The sequence below is a fragment of the Candidatus Paceibacterota bacterium genome, assembly GCA_028718635.1.
Classification (GTDB): Bacteria; Patescibacteriota; Minisyncoccia; order Phycocordibacterales; family UBA9973; genus UBA9973.
Window position 1 is genome coordinate 639,627 of the sequence record JAQULK010000001.1, and the last position, 20,054, is coordinate 659,680.

Sequence of the window (20,054 nt, forward strand, 5' to 3'; positions counted from 1 at the left end):
CTGCCTTCCAAGTATTCAGGCAGTGTGGCGGGGCTTCAATTCGGACTTCGGCAAAGCGGAAAATCTATTTTTCTGGGGGAAAGGATTTTTCCGCTTTGCCTCAGACTGTTTTTATTTTTGGCCCGCGCGCAGAAAGGGGTCTGGGGAATGAATGCGCGCGGGCTTTTGAGGCGGGGCTATTTTTTCCAATCTTTAATAATCAAATGTCTTGCTTTGAGTTCAACAACCAATTTTTGTTTTTCTTTCCACTTTAGCTTGCGAACATATTCAATCGGCAAGGTTATAGAAAAGCTGTTGCCTCCGGCAACTTTGGAAAGTTTTCTGATGTTATGATTTTGTGATTTTTGTGTTGGCATAGTGGTTCATGAATACTTTCATGAGAATCATTTATTTCCCATTAACTCATTTATTTTAGCTAAAGTGGTTTTGCCGACATAGCCAGTTCCTTTGATAAAACCCCATGGCACAAGAACATCCTTTACATATTTTTCTTGGAATTTGATTACTGCTTTTTTAGTGAGCAGACCGAAAAAATTGGTTTCTTTGCCAGGAGAACCAGCGCCTGAATCGGCCACTTTTGTATCTGGATCGGAATTGAGGAAAATTTGCAAGCGTTTAATATCGGCGTTTGTTTGTCTGTATTGCAAGTATTTAGTAAATGGATTGGTAAGCGACAAATTATTTGTCTGTTGCAAATTTTCCGTCGGGGTACTACTGGATTTTAGAATAATTGTACTTGAGGCAATACCTGACGATTGGCCATAGTATGTGAAGAATTTAACATAAATTTTGTATGTTCCGGCGGGACAAGTTGGATTTTTTATCACATCAAATTTTGAGCAAAGATCAATTTGTTTGGTTGCTGAATAATTTTCTTGGCTGGCGTCATTGAAATCACCGGTCAAGGAAATTGCCATTTTTTTAACATCTGAACCAGCGTTGAAGTTGAGATTAACAATTCTGCTTGTAGTTGTACCTGCTCCAGAATTTACTAAAACTTTGAATCCGCCTGTCGGCGTTATTGGTAAATTACTCCAACCTGCTGGCATACCACCGCCTCCACACCCGCTCGTTGATTTTGTAATTGAAATTGAACTAGTTTCTGTTCCGTCACCGTTTCTATATATTACGGAGTAATCGTATGAATGACCGCAAGATAATCCGGTATCTGTCCAGGAGTTAGTTTGTATCCAGCCAGAATTGGCACCGGAACGAGAAAAATAATATCCTGATGTTCCGCTTGTATCATTTGGAAAACTATCAACGCTCAAAGTTACACTGTTTGAATTTGATGAGGCGGAAAGATTAGTTGGAATCGGAGCTAAAGTATATCTAGACAATGAATCAGAAAAAGCGGATTCGTTTAAATTGTTATCCCGTGCTTTGACTTGATAAGTATATTGAGTATTAGCGGAAAGTCCGGAGTCAATTAAAGAAGTTGATGATTGCCAGTCAGAAGAAGATGATCCGCCAGAGTGTCCTGTTGTTTCGTTGAACCAATATGGAGCTGAGTGTAATCCCGGGTCTGCATCAGTAGCCGTCTGAGATGTAATAGTTAATTGAGTTGTTGAATCAATAGATATAGACGAAATGCCTACATTAGTTGGCGCGCCTGTATTTTGTTCCAAAGCAAAAATGTGTGTGGAATATCCCCCAGTATAGGTAAATGTTAAATTACCCGAAGAATCTGAAAGGCATAACCCGTTGGTGCAGGTATCACCGGTAATTGCAGTTGTGGAGGCTACCCCGTCTAATTTAAATTGGTAATACTTACTCGATGCTAAATTACCAATTGTATAAATGGTATTTGTTGCGATAGACGAGGTGGCTGTCCATTGCTTGTTCTTTGTTCCTGATGTTAGCCAAGAATCAAGAGTAACATTTATATACTCACTGTAATCAGATGAAGGCCAGCCGCCAACAGGAGAAACTGAAAAATTAGCAGATTGTGTGCTTGATGTGGCTGTAGTGTATCTATATTTTCCGTCAGAATAAATTCTGATTGAACCAGTCGGGTCAACTAAATCTGTGCCAATAGTATATGGTGGTTGATATTCGTATGCACCAATATCGGGAGTGCCGTAAATATGGTTGCCAGAAATATCAGTGGTCAAGGAAAGGTTGGTACCGGTATCTATGCCAGGCGACAAATTTTGAAGAGAATAAATATTGCTCGAAGAATCTAGAAACAAAGGATTTGCATTAATGCTATTAGCATCTTTTCCTGTAATAGCATTATCACTAATTAACGCCGTTTTCCACAAGCTAAAATCAGTATAATTTGTACCATTCAACGCAGATAAATGCGCACCATTAGGAGCATAATACAAGTTATTATCAATACCGACAGAAGTATAAGGTCCTGAAATTGAAACATTTTGTAAATTATTTCCGAGAGAAGCCTCCGTATAGACAAGATTATTTTTAAAGATTACTTTTTTTCCACTTGTTTGTGTATCCATGCCATGTCCATATCCTCCAGGGGCAGATGGATTATGAATAACCGTATTGTTATAAAATGTGGATGTATTTATCGTAGATTGACCGGTAAAGTTAAGACCGTTAACATGGGCGTTTCTAACTAGGTTATAGTAATAATTATTACCTCCATTACCAGAAGTTACCCCATCGCTTATCTGACCTTCCAATAAATTGTTTCTGTAGATATTATTGGTAGCACTTGATCCAGCAATAAATATTCCGGAACCACTCATGGTGGGGTATTCTAATAAATTCCAAGTATATGATATATTGTTACCAAAAATAGAATTGGAGTTCGCATTATTTAAAAAAACACCATATTGAAAACTATTTGTGGTACTTGTACCGATAATATTTGTTGAGACATTGGAATTACTACTACCATTCAAATATATCCCAATAAGAGCGGCACTTGTTTTATCAGAATTTGTGTTTGTAATAGTATTTCCCGTTATAGTGTGCGAGTTGGTGGTCACGGAGATTCCCTGACTTACTGTTCCGTTTGTCACTATTGAATTGCTGGTTATATTAAGCGTTGTCGCTGTATCGACAGTGATACCATAATTGAAACCATTGCTCGCAGTGCTACCAATTATGTTTTGATCTATTGTACTATTGCTGGAAACTCCAGTAATAAAAATGCCCACTAATCCAGCATTTGTTTTTGTGACATTAGAGTTGGTCATTGTATTACCACGAACAACTGTTGATGCTCCAGTGTTCACATAAACTCCTTTTGCCCCAACCGCACTCGTAACAATTGTATTGTTTAATATCTGAGTGCCAGTCACACCACCAGTGGTGATATAAATGCCCGTGCCTAAATCGTTAGTAATATCGCATCTTTGTACGATTCCGCCACTCATTGAACCCATGAAAACTAAAGCACCATTGGTATCACCTCCTCTTAAATCTAAATCCTGGAACGTTACATTACTTTTACCGTTTGATAAAACAGCGTGGATATTCGTATCAGTTATAGCATTCAAAATTGGTTTATTTCCTGTACCATATGCTCCTGTAACTATTGGAGTTGTTACGCCACCCTCATCGGCTGTTATATAAACATTTGAGAATGAATCTCCTCGATTGAATAATATTTCATCACCACTTACCAATACAGTAGAGGCAGACAATCCAGTCGCAGAACCGTCCCAAGGATGATGAGCCCAGGTCGTCGATATTGAAGTTCCATTGTTTGAATCTGACCCAGTAGCACTTATATAATACGTTGTCGCACTTGCCGACTTAACAAATAAAAAGCAAGTTCCGAATATAACGAAAACAAAAAAGATTTTATAATATTTATTCAACATAATTTATTATTTCTTTTGCAATACCGTCGAAACTTCAAAAATTGAGGTTTTCTTCAGTACAATTTTGTAAACACTTTCCAAAAAATCGCCACCAGCGTAACCGACAACAAACGCTAATGCCGGAGTAAATTCACCAAGACCAAAAAAGTTTAATCCAAGTTCTTTTGTTGCAACTGCGGTCAAAAGACCAATAATGCCGGAGATAAAAACCATAACGAAAAAATACAAAGTTTCAAATTTAGGCGTTTTGTAAGAAAACTGTTTGAAAAATCCAAACAAAGCTCTTACCATTCCTCCGCCGAATCCGGCGATCAATATTGAGAAGTAAAATGATTCCCACATAGTTTTGATAAGTTAATTGTTAATAATTAAATACAAAAAACACCGCAAAAACGGTGTTATAATTTAAGTGGAAAAGTTAAACAAACAAAAACACGGAGAGCGCGTGTTACTCTCTCTCTCTCTCTCTCTCGATTCGTGCCGAAATTTTGTTCATAATTTTTTTGATAATAACGTCTCCAACCATATTTGTATTATAGCAAATTTTGGTGTAAAGTGTAAATACAAAGTCAAGCTGTGAATTTCGTTTTCCCCCACCCAAAAACTAGCGGAGTAAGCGGAGGATTATCCAATATCATGAATGTATTCATGAGGATTGGAAAAAATAGCCCCGCCTCAAAAGCCCGCGCGCATTCATTCCCCAGACCCCTTTCTGCGCGCGGGCCAAAAATAAAAACAGTCTGAGGCAAAGCGGAAAAATCCTTTCCCCCAGAAAAATAGATTTTCCGCTTTGCCGAAGTCCGAATTGAAGCCCCGCCACACTGCCTGAATACTTGGAAGGCAGAACACCAAAAAGAAAAATGTCCTTTCCATTTTAGAAAAAAATCCCCCCGCGAAAATCAAAAGAGCAAGGAACATTTTTTCTTTTTGGGGTTGCCGAGTGAAGCGAGGCAGTGGCGGGGCTTTGCGTCGAGCGTACGAAAAACTTTCACATCACCACGCGCTCCGCGCGTGCGATTACCTCACTTTGTTTTGAAAATAGGTCCTAACTTGGTATAATAGAGGCACATTACGTTAGGTAAGACCCAACGTAAAAGTTTTGCGCCCTTAGCTCAGCTGGTAGAGCAGATCCCTCTTAAGGATAAGGTCGTTGGTTCGATCCCAACAGGGCGCACATGCCGGGATGGCGGAATTGGTATACGCGCTAGTCTTAGGAACTAGTGGGGCAACCCTTGGGAGTTCGAGTCTCCCTCCCGGCACAAATATATGGGATATATTTTTGCCAGACTCGAAAGCCGGAAGCCGACGGGCTGAGGCGGGGTCGCAGGATTTTTCAGTAGAAAAATACCTGTGACCGAGTCTCCCTCCCGGCACACTTGACATTTGTATTCATAAGTGCTATACTAAACCCGTATGAATAAAATAGACACAAAATCAATAGTTATTGGGTTAGAAATACTATCAGTGTTGATGTTTAGTTTGTTGATCACACCCGCAAAAGCATTTGCAACGCCCGGGTATGTTGACAACCCTACGCCTTTTATTTCATCCATTAGCCCAAATTCTAGCAATCCTAATCAGGGGTCAATTGTTATTGCGATTACAGGAAATGGATTCATTCCAAGTTCAATTGCTAGAGTCAACGGTTCTGACCGCATGACTACTTTTATAGATTACTCTCATATTTTGATTAGATTAAATTCAAATGATACTCGCAACACTGATGGAATATACATTAATGTCTTTAATGGATTTCCAGGTGGAGGATATTCGAATGCGGAATTATTCACCATAAATAATAACAATAATAATTCGACAACAATAACCAGAACTACCACAAACACAGTAAATAATAATACAGACAATACTTATTCAAATACGAATCAAAACACAAGTCAAACAAAAAATACAACTACTACCGACTCAAATTCCAGCAACCTAGCAGCTACCGCTATTTTCGGATCAAACGGCTTCCTTCCTTCTGGTTTAATTCAGTGGATATTGTTTGCTATAGTTATCTTGCTCATCATTATCTTGGTCAGAAAAATCTTCGGAGCTAGGGCAAAATACAACGAATCACCGTTAAAAAGCCCGTAAGAATCCTGCCACCATACTAAAAAAAGGAAGCCTTGCTTCCTTTTTTTATATTTTAGTATGTATTATTTTCTCGATTGCCTTTATTCGCTTCAGGCTTGCTAAAATTTCTTCAGCTTTTACTCCGCCTTTCTTAAACTTAGTGAAATCAATTAAAGTTTTCCAAGTTCCCTCATCCCCCCACTCATCAACAGGCATAATGTTGAAAATGGGTTTTGAACGACGAACAACAGTAAAAGACTTGCCCTCTGCAATGGCATTTATATATTTTTCTGCATTTAAGCGCAGATCTTTTAAACCAATAATGCTTGTTTTCGTAGACATACGTATAAGTTTATCTTAAGATAACCCTGTGTCTGTCTTAGGCACAGACATTTGGCGGTTTAATTAATTGATAATCTTCCAGAAATTCATTTGGCGTTTTTCCATTTAAACCGCAATGTTCTAGATTGTTGTAATATATATTCCATCTTTTTAATTTCTTTTGCAAATCTTTGAAACTTTTAAATTTGTTTTGCTCGTAGAATTTCTCTTGGTCTTCCCGATGGCTGCGTTCCACAGTGCCATTTTGAGCTGGCTTACCGGGATCAATCAAGTAATGGATGATATTGTTCTCACGGCAAAAAATATCCAAAGGGTGTAGGGTTTTCACCCTAACATCACTTCTTTTGTTGGTTCCTAGGTAGTAATTGGTAAAAACAACCCCATTGTCTGTTTTAATCGCTTGGATTTTGTATTTAAATATTTGCATCACTTCTTTTAAAAACAGAATCGAATGAAAATTAGTTTGTTCATCGTAAACAGCTAGATGTCTCCATCTTGAAGCTGTATCGATGGCTGTATATTGAAAATATCTTTTGTTTGCAATACGTCCAGGAACATATTTCACGTCAATTTCTAGTAGTTCTCCTGGTTGTCTTTCGGCTTTAATATATTTGTATTTGATTTTCTTTACCCGATATTTTCGCACCAAGTTTTCCTTTTTTAGAATCTTACCGACTGTTCGTTCGTGAATTTCAATACCTTCCTTCTTTAACTGCCAGTGTATTTTGAGTGCGCACTTTTTTGTTTTCTTTCTAACCTCAACCACTCTTTCTTTCATCCAAATTGGAGTTTCGTTTTCCTGTGTTTTCGGTTCAGTTGATTTAGGTTCCAGTCCTGCTTCTCCTTTCGCTTTATAGGTTGCTACCCAGCGTTCTAGGCTTCGTTTACTGTATGGACAAACCCCAACTGTATCAACTATTTTAACTTTCTTCTTTACAATTGGCAGCACCCACCTCAACCTCTCTTCTTTGATTGTTTTAGCCATAGATATGCTCATTCCTCCATTTTAGGAGAAACCGCCATATGTGTGTGCACATTACCTGTCAATATTGACTTTTTGGCTTTAGTATGATACAATATGAGCTGACAAAAGTTCGTCGAAAACAAAATAAAAAATAAAAAACAGAGGGTTTCTCTCTGTTGAAAAATAAAAAAGGAAATGGAAAAGAGGGCTTTTTCTCCCCTCTTCTAAAGAAAAACAAAAACTGCGCCCTAATGGCGCTCACAACAAAGAAAAGGAGACGCCATGAAAGACAATCAAGAAAATGAAGAAGAAGTTGTAGTAGAAGAAGAGACAAAAGAAGGAAGAAGAAAAGAGAAAAGAAAAATAAAAGAGCAGAAAAACAGTACTCTCGACATAATACTGGCAGTTCTGTTTGTATCCATCACTATTGCCGGATGCATTTGGGGCATTAGAATTGAGTTCCCAGGTGCTTGGGTGGCAACAACTATTCTCCTCCTTCTAGAGGGAATAGTCTTGTCGTTAAGTCTCAAAAAAATCAAAGTTGGTCACAGAGCACAATACCTGTATTTGGGCCGAAGGATAGAATACTTTGTGAAAGAAGGTTTGCATGTTGTACCGTGGCCTTTTTTTACAAAAAAAGAAATCGATTGCAGGGCGAAAACTACAACCCTAGATGAACAACACATCTTCACTAAAGATAATGTCGAAGTAAAATTGGGAAAACCATCCATAGTATCACAGGTTATAGATTTAGATCTATATCAAAATTTAGATACAGAAAACCTACCTGGGTTAATGGACGACGTAGTGGACGAAAATGTTCGCTATAAAATAAGAAACACCCCATATGAAAAAGTTCTGGAAATGAAATTCAGTGTTGAAGAACATGACATCGAACATACTCTAGGAAATTGGGGGATAAACATCGTAAGAATAATTGTACCAAACGTCATTCCCGTAAATGAAGATTTCATTAAAGCTCAAGAGCTCAAAGTAAAAGAGGACCTTGAGCGCAAAGGACAGAGAGTGCAGGCACGACATCATGCTGATCTTATCAAATTCTTTTCTGGAACTGAAAAGTTGGGAGAAAAAGGTCCTGAAGGTCCTGGGCTTCCTGTTGAGCTAGCCTATGAGGCTGCTTTGATCCATATGGACAAGGCAGAAAAGAAAAAACTGGCGTCCAGCACTTTTGGTCTAGACGCTAACACAGTAGACACCATTACTAAAGCGGTAATGACAAGGAGGTAAGGAATGATTAAAAGAACGATTTTTTTAATCGCCCTCGCTACTGCCATAATCTTTGCGGTGGTGTGGGGTTCAAATTGGATCGCGACAAAATGGTCCAAAAAAGAAGCAAAAAAAGCGGCTGAGGAAAAGGCGAAGGAAATCGCCAAGACTCAGCCACCGACACAAACAGCTTCACGACAGAAGGTCGAGGCACTCGTTCTGGACAATGAGTGCCTCACACCCTGTAGTGGGAATATTCCTGCAGGGAGATTCAAAATCCGGACGGACGGACATCCGCTCCGGATAAAGTTCAAGGGGGTGCACGACTGGGTCGAGCACCCAGCAGAGGGAGAAGCCAAGTCTCCCTCGGGAGTAGAGCCTGGCGAGGCACAATTCGTCTCGTCAGATAAAGAAAACCCGCACGTAAAAGTGTGGGTATACAAAAAAATTACCGTTCCAGGAGGGCGGTAAATGGCCAAAATCGCGCTGGCCACGCAAATAAAATCGAAAGGGCATTAACGACCTAAGTCGGAATGCCCTTTCTTACTTTCTAGTGGAATATCCACCCCGTCTCGCGAGCGAGCCACCCCTGCCGAGGGGAATTTTTTTACTTTTTATTTACCCTCAGTAATTCTACAACAAGAGCGACCATCTTGTCTTTGTGCCTTGGATCGCTTTCAGCTATTAAAAGAGTAATTGCAGTTAACCCTGTAGGATTGATATTGCGCGCTCCTCTTACCCTATTTTTTCTTAAAAACCAGATAAACGCAAAAGCTCCAGATCTTTTGTTGCCATCTATAAACGGATGATTCTTCACCATAAAGTAAAGCAAATGCGCGGCTTTTTCCTCAAGTGTCTCGTAAACATCCTTCCCGCCAAAAGCCTGCATGACGTTGCCGACAATGCCTTCGATACTTCCCCTTTCTCTTTCCGTGGCAAAAATATCCATGGCTTCAGACTTTTTTATTAATTCATTTTTAAGTTCAGAAATAGCTTTCAAAAGTTCTACGCCAGCAAGTTTTATCCTCTTTTTCGTCACACCAGCTTTTGTAAGTAAATCTTTATCATATGCATCAAGCTTCGCCCAAGTAATAGAATATTCTTTTACAAGATCTAAAATAGTTTTTGGGTCAAGAATTACATGTGTTGGCAATAATGCTTGAATATCAGAAACATTTTTCAAAAACTGATCGTAATTTTTAAGAACTACTTTTTTGTTTATGGTGTAGCCTTTTACAAGATGGTCATGTAAAGTCTTAGTCGCCCACTGACGAAATAATGTAGCTGTTTTGCTGTTAACTCTGTAGCCAACGGAAATAATCGCATCTAAATTGTAAAGTTGAGTACTATAAATTTTTCCATCGCTAGCAGTTATTCGGAATTTCCGAATAACTGATTTTTTATTCAATTCCTGATTTTTAAAAATATTTGCTAAGTGTTCGTTTATAGTTGGAACCGTAACTCCAAAAACCTCGGCTATCTGCGCTTGGGTAGCCCAGATAGTCTCTCGAGAAAAATCTCCACGCAATTCTATCGCTCCATTTTTGGCTTGATAAATTATAAGTTTATTTTTTATTTGTTGTTTATCTTTCATTCTCTTATTTTACACTATTAACTTCTACCCAGCCAACGCACAAAGGGCGAATTTCGTTTACGAAATTCGCCCTTTATTAATTTCTATTGTATTTTCCCCTCTCCTTAATTAAGGAGAGGGCTAGGATGAGGTGAATTACTCACTCAAATGCACCGTTCCTGCTTCTGGATCTATCTCACCTTTAGATATCCCCAATGTATTCAGCACAATTCCGAGGATAGTCCAAACTCCCATCATGATTGTTATCCCGACAACTCCCCAGATCATATGGTTTTTGCCAGTGGTTTTTTTTTCTTCGTTGGCTTGATTTGAAAGAAATTCAAACACGCCATAAAGAAAATACACAATAGCTAAAGCAAACAAAAGTCCTATGAGTGGATTTATGATCATGGTATCAACGTTCCAAATAAAACCATCAAAGGAAGATGAAGCCGCAAAAGCTATTTTTGTAGACAAAAAATCCATCCCGTTAGAGATAGGAAATGCAAAGCATTTCCGTAGTTATATTACTTTTAATAAAAACTTTTAACATAAAATTATTTTCTCTATTATTTCAGATAATAAACTATATGATCTCTAACGGGATCCATACTTTATTTAATTTATTGATTTAGTGTGGGTAAAATAACATTAACATCATTGCTGCCAGTAAGACCAAAAGTATTGGTTAAAATATTTACAAGACCCCACAAAGCTACGATAACCGCAAAACCGATAATGCCGTAAATCACTCTATCTCTACCTTTTTTCTTTGCTTCTTCGTCACTTCCGATCATATAAGAAACAACTCCCCATACAAACCAAACTACAGCTAAGGCGATCAAAACTGGAACAACAGCGTTAAGAAGTTGTCCTATTTTACACAACACTGAACCTATGTCTGTAATTGTTCCTGCATTACAATTACCACCAAAAGTCGCCGCAAATGCAGCAACAGGCGCTAAACTTGAAACAAAACCTGTCAATACGATTAATTTCTTTTTCATCCCGTTAGAAGCAGGTCGCGATCTTAATTAATTTTAAAATCTATAAAATCAGACCCACTAAATTTATACTTATAATAATTTCCCGACTATAAACCGTGACCGCGGCTTCTAACGGGATTCATAACCCCAATAATTATACCTTCTCTAAAAAATCAAAGCAAATTCTAATGTGGAGGAGTGACCTGTGGAAGAACTGAAGTGCCAACACCAAAGGTAGTGCCAAGTATCCCCACCAACCCCCAAACAGACAACATCACTGCTAAAGCAATAATACCCCAGATCATGAATTGCTTGCCTTGCGCTCTTTTTGCTTCTTCGTCAGCATTAAGTATAAAAAACTGCACTACCCCCCAGACAAACATAACGGTAGCCACGGCAAAAATCAAAGGAATTACGGCGCTATTGATAATGCCAGTAATATAGGTTAATACATCTTGAAATTTTGGATTACTAGTAAGAGTGGAAGTAGAGCCAGTACCACCACCTACTGAAGACAAAGATGGCGGAGTAGTACCACCAAGACCAAAAGTCGTAGTAATAATATTCACCAACCCCCACAAACCAATGATGACCGCAAAACCAATGACTCCATAAATTATTCTATCTTTTCCTTTTTTCTTCGCTTCTTCCCCATCAGCGATTACATACTGCACTACTCCCCAGACAAAATAGACCACCCCAAGAGCCACTAAAACCGGAACAATAGAATTGAGAATTTCCTTAAATTGACATATTATTTTCCCTATACCATTCAAAGAATCACACGTACTAGAAATTGGAATACCACTACAAGTTCCATCTGGAAGCATTCCCGAACCATCACTGCATGTACCTACAAATCTGCTATCAAGAGCAAAAGTCATCATTGGAAACAAAACTAATAAAGAAAATATAAGACTAAACTTTTTTATTTTTTGCATAATTCGTAATTCGTAATTGATAATTCGTAATTGCTTATAAAGCAAGTACTGTCGCTGATATCATTTTAGCGATAGCCCAAGCTCCTAATAATATCGCTGCACCAATCAAAGTGTAAAGAAGCGCATCTTTGGCTTTGGTCAATTCAGTTGGCTTGCCTTGAGCTTTTACAAAAAGAAAGCCACAGTAAATGATAGCAAGCGCGACGATAGGCATACCGATTTTAATCACACCCTGCAATATGGCTTGAATTAAATCTGATATTAAGGGAAATTTACCACCTAAGGGATCAACAATTTTACCGCCACCCCCAGAAGCGGTACCATCAGTATCTCCAGCAAAAGAAATAATTGGAATAATTAACACATAAACTGCTAAAATTATCTTATACCAACCTCTCTTAATAAAATTCTTTTTCATCTTGTTTTCATTATAACTCATATTAGAGAGGATTGAAACCAATCCAACTGCCACTGTAGCCTAGAATATATAGTACTGTTTTAATAATCAAAAAAGCTGCCACCGCGATAATCAGCCCGAGAACTGTATTAGTAAAAACAGAATTTGCTCTAGTCCTCGCTCCCGATGACCCACCCGAAGTGACAAAGAGAAACCCCGCATAAACAAACATAATAGCCGAAATAGGTATAACCATATCAAAAAGAATAAAATGAATTACTCTATTTATAAGATCCATAAATTCTTTAAAACCACAATTCGTATCGCATTGTACCAAAGGCGTACTTCCTGCTAAAGAGACAACGGGAATAATCAGAATCAAAAAAACAAGAAGGTCTATGGTAAATTTTGTTTTGCTTTGCATACCTGTCCGCCTGTGGCGGAAATTTATTTTAATAATAATAATTGCAATTTAGTATTCGCGTCCTTGACCGCATCTGCTACTGATAAATTGTTAGAAATCACCGCATTGGTCATCACGCCGAAAATATTGTCAGTGTCTTTCGGCGAAGGATCGAGCCAGCTTTTCCCATACAATGCTGAGCTATAGAAAATAGGAGAAAAGGCATCTTGAGGTTTGACGGCGAGCAAGTCCCGGCGCGCTGGAGGCACGCCCGTTGCCACGGCAAACTTTGAAGCAAAATCCGAAGTCGCCATCTGGCTCGCTGCCAGGAAGGCTGTGCTGATATTTTTTGAAAAAGAAGAAATAGCAATTCCGGTCACCCTTGCTCTAGTGGTTTTAAAAGTGGCATCTCTGATCTGAGGCATCCCCGCGACAAAGAAATTTTGATTAGGATTTCTTTTTACTAGGGACTGCAGCTCGGAGGCATAGCCGAAATAAAAAGCTAAATCCTCCCGAGAAAAAGCGTCGTCAGAATTAGGAAATGATTTATTCCAAGAATATGCAGGATTGTTCGGATCTGCAAAATCCGTATAGAATTTTAACATTGAAGGCAAATTGAAATTTCCAATTGAAGAATCTAAGGTCGAACCCAAAACTCCGTCCGTCTCTTTCACGATGGGGTTGCCAGCTTGCATAAAAAGAGTAGCCAGGATGTCTTTGAAATGAATGATGTTTGAAGAATATCCAAAGGCTATAGCGCTTTTTATTATTTTATTTGAATCATCTTTTTTTGTAAGGAGAGGCGCGACTTTCGCCACATCATCCCAGTAAGCCGGAGGATAGACGACTCCATTCGCATCAAGCATGCTCCTGTTGTAATACATCATAAGCGGATCAATAGAGATTGGAAAAGCTAAAATTCCGTTCTTTGTTAAAAAGACTTCTCCTGCGCCGGCAAAATTATTTTTAAATAAAGACAGAGAATAGCTCTGATACGGAATGGTGAAAATTTTATCTGTGTAATGAAAAACCAAATTGTCAGGCAAAAAAAACATATCCGGTCCTGTTCCAGAAGCGGCTGCCTCGAGTAAATCTTGATCAAAAGTATCAGCAGATTTTTGCACATAAGTGACAGAAAAAGTAGTATTAGCATTATTAAAATCCTTCATTACGGATGACATCGTCGCCTCAGGCACTGTTCCCCATAAAACTACATCGCCCAGACTGCCCGCGCCGCCTTTGCCTATTGGAATAGCGCCAGAAAAAACCAAAATACCCAAAATACCTGCAGCAATAAATATGATTAAAATGATTAGTTTAAAATTTCCTTTCATCCCGTTAGAGACAGGTCGCGATCTTCGCTACCTGTGAATTATTGTTAATATAGTTGATCGTCATAAAATTATTGATTTATTTATTATATTACTTCGTGACCGCGGTCTCTAACGGGATTCATTGTTTAGTTAATATCATACCATAATGGTGGTCTCCTGCATCAATTTCTCTATCCAAAGTAAAGCCTTTTTTCTCAAACTTTTCTTCCGCCTTAGCTTTGGGAACAATAGAGGTTCCGCTCATGATCGAAGACTCTGACCAGTCGATCAACAAAACTCTCCCCTTTGGCTTTAATATTCTTTTTATTTCTTCAATAAACTTTTCTTTATCTTCTATTTGAAAAAGTATATTTGAAACGATAACAGCATCCGCTATTTCATCGCCGATCTTTGTTCCACCGGGCTTTTCCGCATCTCCTAAAATAATCTCGACATTGTCTAAATGAGCTTCGAGTATTTTTCTTTTAATAGTATCCAAAAAATCTTTTTGCAATTCGACAGCGTACACTTTTCCTTTCGGCACGATGGCTCCCAGTGCGATAGAATAAAATCCAGTTCCCGCACCTAAATCCGCTACAATATTATCTTCCCTTAATCCAAAAGCTTTTAAATTTTTTACCGGATCGGTGAACATAGGTTAATTATATACAAGCAAGTGATGCAATACCATCACCGGCACGAAGGCGCATTATTGTCACTCCTTGAGTTTGACGGCCCAGAGAAGAAATATCTTTTAAAGCTGTCCTGATGACTTGTCCTTTCTTAGACATGGCAATTAATTCCAGTTCTTCTCCTGATAAAACCTTTGCCACGATGAGTTTGCCGGTTTTGGAAGTTACTTTGGCTGTTTTCACGCCTGAACCCCCGCGCTTTTGAACTTTGTATTCTTTTAGAGAAGTCTTTTTACCAAAACCATTTGCGCTCATCGTGAGGAATGCTCCCTGCCTGCCGGCAGGCAGGCCTTTTTCCATTTCCTTCTTCACGACATCCACACCGATAACCTCATCGCTCTTCCTTAGTCTGATACCACTCACTCCTCCGGCCGTCCTGCCCATCTCGCGCACGTCGGACTCTTTAAATCTGATCGATTGGCCATTCGCTGTGGCGATCATCACTTCATCCCCTTTTTCTACAGAAAGAGCAGAGACAAGCTGATCATCCTTATCAAGGCGAATAGCAATAATCCCGCTTCTGCGCACGTCTTTGAAGCTCTCCGAGGACATTTTTTTGGCTGTGCCATCTTTTGTTACCAACATAAGCGAGGAAGAAGCCTTGGCTAAATCTTTCGGCATTGCCAAGATGGAAGTCACTTTTTCATCAGAAGAAAGAGAAAGAAAATTCATAATGGATTTTCCTTTTGTCGCTCTCCTGCCCTCGGGAATATCATACATTTTCATTTGATAAACTTTGCCGAGGTTCGTAAAGAAAAGCAGATTGCTGTGGGTAGAGCCGGAAACAAGCTTCGTAACAAAATCTTCTTCTTTGGTTTCAAGATCAATTACGCCCACACCTCCCCTTTTTTGGGCATGATATTCAGACGGATCTGTGCATTTTACATAACCGCCGGCTGTGAGTACGAGCATCGTTTCTTTTTCTGGCACTAGATCTTCGTCAGAAATTTCTTTCACTCCGCCTTTCACTATTCTCGTCCTTCTTTCGTCCGCGTATTTTTCGCGGATTTCTTTCAATTCACTGGCAATCACTTTTAATATTTTCTTTGAACTAGCAAGCAAATCTTTCATCGCCTCGATAAACTTTTGTTTTTCTGCAAGCTCATCTTCTACGGCTTTTCTCTCCAGTCCGGCCAATTTAGCCAATTTCATTTCCAAAATAGCAGTCGCTTGCAAATCTGAAAACTTAAATTCTTTCATTAAATTCAATTTTGCAAGTTGAGAATTCTTGGATCCGCGGATAATAGTAATCACGCGATCTATCTTGTCTAATGCTTTTTTCAATCCAAGTAAAATGTGTTCGCGCTCTTGAGCTTTTTTCAAATCATATGCGGTTCTCCTTTTAACAATCTCTTTTCTATGCTCTATAAATAAGGCTAAAATGGATTTGAGAGATAAAGTTTGCGGCACGCCATCCACCAACGCAACCATATTAAAATTAAAATTTGATTCAAGCTGGGTATTTTTATAAATATAATTTAAAACTTTTTCCGGATGAGCGCTCGATTTTAAATCGATCACCACTCGGATATCTTTGGTAGATTCATCTCGAAGTCCTTTTATACCTTCAAGTTTTTTCTCTTGAACTAATTCGGCAATGCTGATTATTAAATTAGCTTTATTTACTCTGAAAGGTAGAGAGGTGATAATAATAGAAAAATTCCCATCTTTTTGTTCTACAATCTCTGCTTCACCTCTACACACTACTCCGCCTCGCCCTGATCCATATGCATGAAGCATGTCTTTGTATCCATAAGCGATACCGCCAGTAGGAAAATCCGGTCCTTTGACAAATTGCATCAGATCTTCGGTAGTTGCCTCACTATTTTCAATTAAATAATTTGTAGCATCAAGAATTTCCGCCAAGTTGTGCGAAGGAATATTTGTCGCCATGCCGACAGCGATACCGAGCGTGCCGTTTAGAAGCAAGGCTGGAACAGCAGAAGGCAAGACTATCGGTTCTTTACGGGTCTGGTCATAGTTTGGACGAAAATCAACTGTTTCTTTTTCCAAATCTCTCAATAACTCATTGGAGATCTTCATCATTTTTGCTTCCGTATAACGCATAGCTGCAGCATTATCTCCGTCGATTGAACCAAAGTTCCCTTGTCCCCAAATCAAAGGATAGCGATAGGAAAACTCTTGAGCCATTCCAACCATGGTGTCATAAACAGCCGTATCACCATGTGGATGATATTTTCCGAGCACATCTCCGACTATCGCCGCGGACTTTCGAAAACGCGCCGAAGAAGTAAGACCCATTTCATTCATGCCAAATAATATTCTGCGATGCACTGGTTTCAATCCGTCTCGAACATCCGGCAAAGCGCGCGAAGTGATGACTGTCATCGCGTAGGCGATATACGACTCTTTCATCTCTGCCACGATATCAACCGGCAAAATGCTATCTGCTCTTATTTCTTCGTTTAATTCTGGTGTAGACTTTTTTGCCATTTGATTATTGGATTGGTTGGGTAATATCGTCTTTTAAAATTGAAAACGGTTTTAAATCTTGAAGCATTTTTGTTTGAGTGTCTGTGTCCGTCAAATTTGTTCCTAAAGAATAAATCCAAAATAAAAATAAAACAATTGCACAGATAATTATCGTAATGTGCAAAATATGTCTCTTAATGTGTTCAGGCTGTTTCCTTATGTGATGAATTACTCTTTTCATAACTTTATATTGGTTGCAAGATTATCACTTCCCCTTCTTTGTTATCTAAATCTTTTCTCTTTAAGGTCAACTTGTCCACCACTTGCGCTTTTTCTTCGCCTATCTCTTTTAAAAATACTTTCAAGGTATTCTCGTCATAGTCCATCGGAATTATTAATCTCGGCTCAAGGGACGATGCAAGTTTGGCTGCCATCTTTGCATCCAATAAGCCTCCCTCTTTCCCTTTTCCCCCCACGGGGATGAAAAGAATATCTGGACTGCTCAATGACTCGCGGGACTCTTTGGAAAGTTCTCCTTCTGACAAAGCTCCTAAAAAGGTAATATTAATATTGTCTACAGAAAGAGAATAAATAGTATTAATATATTTCTTTCCGGCAATCAATGAATGCGACAAGAGACCTTTGATAAAAATCTCTTTTATTTCATAATCTCCCGGTCCGTTGATAACAAAAGGCGTTCGCTCGCCATGGCTTAATTGTTCTATACCGTTATAGTCAGGATGATTGGTAGTTACCAAAGCGACATCTGCGCCAAAATGCGCCGGTGCGTTGATTTTTGAATTCTTACTTATGGGATTAAAAGCGAGCACCATCTCCCCTTGCTGTATTTTAAAAAATTGGCGTCCGTTGTATGTGATTATCATTATTTGCATTCTAACATAATTTTTGCTATATTGGAAATATTATCAGCCAGTTGGCTGATCCGCCTACTGGCGGAAAAGCATGGATTTAGGGTAACCTTTTGACAAGTTGTCAAAAAACCTAGACCTTATATCCGCTTAAAGGCGGATTTTTTAATTATATGGAAAACGAAGAAATAAAAGAAAATTTAGTGTTGAATTCGGTCGTAGATCGCAGTGCCAACAAACCGGAAATTGATTCTCTTGTAGAGGGTCCGGTAATTTTAATAGCAAAATCTTCAGTATATGTGGATTTGGCGCCCTTTGGTATAGGTATTATTTATGGCCGAGAATTTATTAATGCAAAGGATGTCATAAACAAGATCAACCTTGGCGACATTATCAAGGCAAAAATTGTCGAAACAGAAAATGAAAACGGCTATACCGAACTTTCCTTAAAAGAAGCAAGACAAGCTCTGGCTTGGAGTGAAGCTGAGAAAGCTATCAAATCAAAAACAATTTTAAATTTAGAAGTAAAAGATGCGAACAAAGGAGGCCTCATTTTGGAATGGCAAGGCATCCAAGGGTTCCTGCCTGCTTCCCAGCTTAAAGCAGATCATTATCCTAGAGTGTTAGATTCAGATAAAGACAAAATATTAAAAGAATTGAAGAAACTTGTCGGAGAACATATTTCTGTAATGATTATTTCCACGCTTCCAAAAGAAGGAAAATTAATCTTTTCTGAAAAAGACAATAATCCTGAAGAGAAAAAAGAGATTTTGAGCAAATACAATGTCGGAGACAATTTAGACTGCACCGTTGCGGGTATTGTCGATTTCGGCGTCTTCCTGAAATTAGAAGACGGGTTAGAGGGGCTTGTTCATATTTCCGAACTTGATTGGGGATTAGTTGAGGATCCAAGAAATATTTTCAAAGTTGGAGATAAAGTGAAAGCTAAAGTAATTGAAATCAAGGACGGCAAAATCTCTCTTTCAATTAAGGCTCTAAAAGAAAATCCATGGAAAGAGTTTGAAGGAAAATTGAAAAAAGGAGACATTATCAAAGGAGTAGTTATCAAATACAACAAACACGGCGCACTCGTATCTATAAAAGAAGGCGTCGCAGGGCTTGTACACAACTCAACCTTTGCTTCCGAGGCCAAACTTCGCGAGAAATTAGAGCTTGGAAAAACTTACAATTTCCAAATTACCCTCTTTGAACCAAAAGATCAAAAAATGACGTTGATATATTTGGAATAAAAAAGGATAAAAAACTGCCCCGACTTAAGTCGGGGCAGTTTTTTATGTAGTTGAATTTTGGGTGACCATCGCTAGATCTTCATCTCCGATATCTTTCATTATAGATATAACCTGATCAGCGTATTTAGGAATTATAGAAGGTGGATTATAAGCATGAAGGATTCCTTTAGTAGTTTTATCGTCATAGTGTTTGGCAGTCTTTGGGTTATTTCCACCTAAATTTTTAGCAACGGTTTCAATAGCTCCATCAACTGATTTGAAACCAATCTTGCATGACCCCCAGCCAAAAGGATTATTTTCTACTTTTTTACACTTGAATTTTCCTCCAGTAGATTCTCGCACCGCGATAGACGGCAACAAACGCCAGTCGAGGTCGTTCTTTTCCGCCTCTTCTACCATTTTCATACCAGTTCCTTCAAGTGGCATATCGTGCTCGGCAAAATATGCATCAATAGCATCAGCCTTTTGCTGTCGTGCTAAGATCTTATCATCCACTTTTGGGTCTTCCTTAAGATCAATAACCTGATTAAAAGCTAGAGTTCCTTTGGATTCAATATTAACTTTTTTGACCAACACGTTTTGAGAAGTCTCAATATTATGAATGCCAGATATAGAGATTGGCATAATCACAACAGGCAAAAGCACTAAAGACTGTGCAAAACGTATTAGATTGTTTTTTTTCATATTATAGCGGTATTTGCTCCGCCAACACCTCTACTGTCTACTTCAGCCAAACTTTGACTTACGCGTTTATAATATCATTAGTCTTAGTAAAAGTCAATAGTTATGCA

Annotated in this window: 21 protein-coding genes and 2 tRNA genes; 6 read left to right on the forward strand and 17 right to left on the reverse strand. The window is 38.7% G+C overall.

Translation table 11 applies throughout. The features are described from left to right. Nucleotides 1-176: 176 nt before the first annotated feature. From PHT16_03440 to PHT16_03450, 3 genes are read right to left on the reverse strand one after another with little or no spacing between them, the layout of a single operon-like run. Nucleotides 177-356, reverse strand: coding sequence for an AbrB/MazE/SpoVT family DNA-binding domain-containing protein (locus PHT16_03440; GenBank protein ID MDD5721470.1), 180 nt, complete (start codon nucleotides 354-356; stop codon nucleotides 177-179). Nucleotides 357-383: 27 nt separating this feature from the next. Then, the gene (locus PHT16_03445; GenBank protein ID MDD5721471.1) at nucleotides 384-3,797 is read right to left on the reverse strand and encodes a right-handed parallel beta-helix repeat-containing protein; all 3,414 of its coding nucleotides are present in this window, start codon (nucleotides 3,795-3,797) and stop codon (nucleotides 384-386) included. Nucleotides 3,798-3,803: 6 nt separating this feature from the next. Further along, a complete protein-coding gene (locus PHT16_03450) occupies nucleotides 3,804-4,139 on the reverse strand; it encodes a hypothetical protein (protein ID MDD5721472.1) in 336 nt (111 codons plus the stop codon). A gap of 759 nt (nucleotides 4,140-4,898) precedes the next feature. On the opposite strand from PHT16_03450, the gene PHT16_03455 reads away from it, so the two are divergent. From PHT16_03455 to PHT16_03465, 3 genes are all read left to right on the forward strand, one after another. Then, nucleotides 4,899-4,971, forward strand: a tRNA-Lys gene (locus tag PHT16_03455). Between the two features lie 3 nt (nucleotides 4,972-4,974). Then, nucleotides 4,975-5,056, forward strand: a tRNA-Leu gene (locus PHT16_03460). A gap of 154 nt (nucleotides 5,057-5,210) precedes the next feature. Continuing rightward, on the forward strand, nucleotides 5,211-5,894 hold the full coding sequence (locus PHT16_03465) for a hypothetical protein (GenBank protein ID MDD5721473.1): 684 nt from the start codon (nucleotides 5,211-5,213) through the stop codon (nucleotides 5,892-5,894). Between the two features lie 45 nt (nucleotides 5,895-5,939). On the opposite strand, the gene PHT16_03470 is transcribed toward PHT16_03465, so the two are convergent. Both PHT16_03470 and PHT16_03475 read right to left on the reverse strand, forming a co-directional pair. Beyond that, entirely contained in the window at nucleotides 5,940-6,215 is a 276-nt protein-coding gene (locus PHT16_03470) for a type II toxin-antitoxin system prevent-host-death family antitoxin (GenBank protein MDD5721474.1), read from the reverse strand. A 37-nt stretch (nucleotides 6,216-6,252) separates the two neighbouring features. Continuing rightward, nucleotides 6,253-7,200: an integrase core domain-containing protein gene (locus PHT16_03475; protein ID MDD5721475.1), complete on the reverse strand. Its 948-nt coding sequence runs from the start codon at nucleotides 7,198-7,200 to the stop codon at nucleotides 6,253-6,255. A gap of 261 nt (nucleotides 7,201-7,461) precedes the next feature. On the opposite strand from PHT16_03475, the gene PHT16_03480 reads away from it, so the two are divergent. Together PHT16_03480 and PHT16_03485 are read left to right on the forward strand one after the other, a co-directional pair. Beyond that, complete coding sequence (locus PHT16_03480) at nucleotides 7,462-8,427, forward strand: hypothetical protein (protein MDD5721476.1); 966 nt, start codon at nucleotides 7,462-7,464, stop codon at nucleotides 8,425-8,427. Nucleotides 8,428-8,430: 3 nt separating this feature from the next. Next, nucleotides 8,431-8,877: a hypothetical protein gene (locus PHT16_03485; protein MDD5721477.1), complete on the forward strand. Its 447-nt coding sequence runs from the start codon at nucleotides 8,431-8,433 to the stop codon at nucleotides 8,875-8,877. Nucleotides 8,878-9,013: 136 nt separating this feature from the next. Here the strand turns inward: PHT16_03485 and PHT16_03490 are convergent, their stop codons facing one another. The 11 genes from PHT16_03490 to PHT16_03540 form a co-directional block, all read right to left on the reverse strand. Continuing rightward, on the reverse strand, nucleotides 9,014-10,000 hold the full coding sequence (locus PHT16_03490; protein MDD5721478.1) for a virulence protein RhuM/Fic/DOC family protein: 987 nt from the start codon (nucleotides 9,998-10,000) through the stop codon (nucleotides 9,014-9,016). Nucleotides 10,001-10,135: 135 nt separating this feature from the next. Continuing rightward, nucleotides 10,136-10,465: a hypothetical protein gene (locus PHT16_03495; protein MDD5721479.1), complete on the reverse strand. Its 330-nt coding sequence runs from the start codon at nucleotides 10,463-10,465 to the stop codon at nucleotides 10,136-10,138. A gap of 137 nt (nucleotides 10,466-10,602) precedes the next feature. Further along, nucleotides 10,603-10,986 (reverse strand): pilin, encoded by a 384-nt coding sequence (locus tag PHT16_03500; protein MDD5721480.1) that lies wholly within the window; start codon nucleotides 10,984-10,986, stop codon nucleotides 10,603-10,605. A gap of 164 nt (nucleotides 10,987-11,150) precedes the next feature. Next, nucleotides 11,151-11,906: a pilin gene (locus PHT16_03505; protein ID MDD5721481.1), complete on the reverse strand. Its 756-nt coding sequence runs from the start codon at nucleotides 11,904-11,906 to the stop codon at nucleotides 11,151-11,153. 34 nt (nucleotides 11,907-11,940) lie between these two features. Next, nucleotides 11,941-12,345 carry a TrbC/VirB2 family protein gene (locus PHT16_03510; GenBank protein ID MDD5721482.1) on the reverse strand — a complete coding sequence of 135 codons (405 nt, stop codon included), beginning with the start codon at nucleotides 12,343-12,345 and terminating at the stop codon, nucleotides 11,941-11,943. 1 nt (nucleotide 12,346) lies between these two features. Beyond that, nucleotides 12,347-12,727 (reverse strand): hypothetical protein, encoded by a 381-nt coding sequence (locus PHT16_03515; GenBank protein ID MDD5721483.1) that lies wholly within the window; start codon nucleotides 12,725-12,727, stop codon nucleotides 12,347-12,349. A gap of 23 nt (nucleotides 12,728-12,750) precedes the next feature. Next, nucleotides 12,751-14,040, reverse strand: a complete 1,290-nt coding sequence (locus tag PHT16_03520; protein ID MDD5721484.1) for an extracellular solute-binding protein — start codon at nucleotides 14,038-14,040, stop codon at nucleotides 12,751-12,753. A gap of 118 nt (nucleotides 14,041-14,158) precedes the next feature. Beyond that, the gene (locus PHT16_03525; protein MDD5721485.1) at nucleotides 14,159-14,674 is read right to left on the reverse strand and encodes a class I SAM-dependent methyltransferase; all 516 of its coding nucleotides are present in this window, start codon (nucleotides 14,672-14,674) and stop codon (nucleotides 14,159-14,161) included. A 7-nt stretch (nucleotides 14,675-14,681) separates the two neighbouring features. Continuing rightward, entirely contained in the window at nucleotides 14,682-17,165 is a 2,484-nt protein-coding gene (gene gyrA, locus PHT16_03530) for a DNA gyrase subunit A (protein MDD5721486.1), read from the reverse strand. Between the two features lie 4 nt (nucleotides 17,166-17,169). After that, nucleotides 17,170-17,385 (reverse strand): hypothetical protein, encoded by a 216-nt coding sequence (locus PHT16_03535; protein ID MDD5721487.1) that lies wholly within the window; start codon nucleotides 17,383-17,385, stop codon nucleotides 17,170-17,172. 4 nt (nucleotides 17,386-17,389) lie between these two features. Next, nucleotides 17,390-18,037 carry an MBL fold metallo-hydrolase gene (locus PHT16_03540; GenBank protein ID MDD5721488.1) on the reverse strand — a complete coding sequence of 216 codons (648 nt, stop codon included), beginning with the start codon at nucleotides 18,035-18,037 and terminating at the stop codon, nucleotides 17,390-17,392. Between the two features lie 149 nt (nucleotides 18,038-18,186). Between PHT16_03540 and PHT16_03545 the strand changes: the two genes are divergently transcribed. Then, entirely contained in the window at nucleotides 18,187-19,263 is a 1,077-nt protein-coding gene (locus PHT16_03545; protein ID MDD5721489.1) for a S1 RNA-binding domain-containing protein, read from the forward strand. Nucleotides 19,264-19,305: 42 nt separating this feature from the next. On the opposite strand, the gene PHT16_03550 is transcribed toward PHT16_03545, so the two are convergent. After that, nucleotides 19,306-19,947: a hypothetical protein gene (locus tag PHT16_03550; GenBank protein ID MDD5721490.1), complete on the reverse strand. Its 642-nt coding sequence runs from the start codon at nucleotides 19,945-19,947 to the stop codon at nucleotides 19,306-19,308. Nucleotides 19,948-20,054: the final 107 nt, after the last annotated feature.

Coding starts and splice junctions, on each gene's coding strand:
- PHT16_03440 (MDD5721470.1), bottom strand. CDS start 356: ATGCCAACACAAAAATCACAAAATCATAACATCAGAAAACTTTCCAAA.
- PHT16_03445 (MDD5721471.1), bottom strand. CDS start 3,797: ATGTTGAATAAATATTATAAAATCTTTTTTGTTTTCGTTATATTCGGA.
- PHT16_03450 (MDD5721472.1), bottom strand. CDS start 4,139: ATGTGGGAATCATTTTACTTCTCAATATTGATCGCCGGATTCGGCGGA.
- PHT16_03465 (MDD5721473.1), top strand. CDS start 5,211: ATGAATAAAATAGACACAAAATCAATAGTTATTGGGTTAGAAATACTA.
- PHT16_03470 (MDD5721474.1), bottom strand. CDS start 6,215: ATGTCTACGAAAACAAGCATTATTGGTTTAAAAGATCTGCGCTTAAAT.
- PHT16_03475 (MDD5721475.1), bottom strand. CDS start 7,200: ATGGCTAAAACAATCAAAGAAGAGAGGTTGAGGTGGGTGCTGCCAATT.
- PHT16_03480 (MDD5721476.1), top strand. CDS start 7,462: ATGAAAGACAATCAAGAAAATGAAGAAGAAGTTGTAGTAGAAGAAGAG.
- PHT16_03485 (MDD5721477.1), top strand. CDS start 8,431: ATGATTAAAAGAACGATTTTTTTAATCGCCCTCGCTACTGCCATAATC.
- PHT16_03490 (MDD5721478.1), bottom strand. CDS start 10,000: ATGAAAGATAAACAACAAATAAAAAATAAACTTATAATTTATCAAGCC.
- PHT16_03495 (MDD5721479.1), bottom strand. CDS start 10,465: ATGGATTTTTTGTCTACAAAAATAGCTTTTGCGGCTTCATCTTCCTTT.
- PHT16_03500 (MDD5721480.1), bottom strand. CDS start 10,986: ATGAAAAAGAAATTAATCGTATTGACAGGTTTTGTTTCAAGTTTAGCG.
- PHT16_03505 (MDD5721481.1), bottom strand. CDS start 11,906: ATGCAAAAAATAAAAAAGTTTAGTCTTATATTTTCTTTATTAGTTTTG.
- PHT16_03510 (MDD5721482.1), bottom strand. CDS start 12,345: ATGAGTTATAATGAAAACAAGATGAAAAAGAATTTTATTAAGAGAGGT.
- PHT16_03515 (MDD5721483.1), bottom strand. CDS start 12,727: ATGCAAAGCAAAACAAAATTTACCATAGACCTTCTTGTTTTTTTGATT.
- PHT16_03520 (MDD5721484.1), bottom strand. CDS start 14,040: ATGAAAGGAAATTTTAAACTAATCATTTTAATCATATTTATTGCTGCA.
- PHT16_03525 (MDD5721485.1), bottom strand. CDS start 14,674: ATGTTCACCGATCCGGTAAAAAATTTAAAAGCTTTTGGATTAAGGGAA.
- gyrA (MDD5721486.1), bottom strand. CDS start 17,165: ATGGCAAAAAAGTCTACACCAGAATTAAACGAAGAAATAAGAGCAGAT.
- PHT16_03535 (MDD5721487.1), bottom strand. CDS start 17,385: ATGAAAAGAGTAATTCATCACATAAGGAAACAGCCTGAACACATTAAG.
- PHT16_03540 (MDD5721488.1), bottom strand. CDS start 18,037: ATGCAAATAATGATAATCACATACAACGGACGCCAATTTTTTAAAATA.
- PHT16_03545 (MDD5721489.1), top strand. CDS start 18,187: ATGGAAAACGAAGAAATAAAAGAAAATTTAGTGTTGAATTCGGTCGTA.
- PHT16_03550 (MDD5721490.1), bottom strand. CDS start 19,947: ATGAAAAAAAACAATCTAATACGTTTTGCACAGTCTTTAGTGCTTTTG.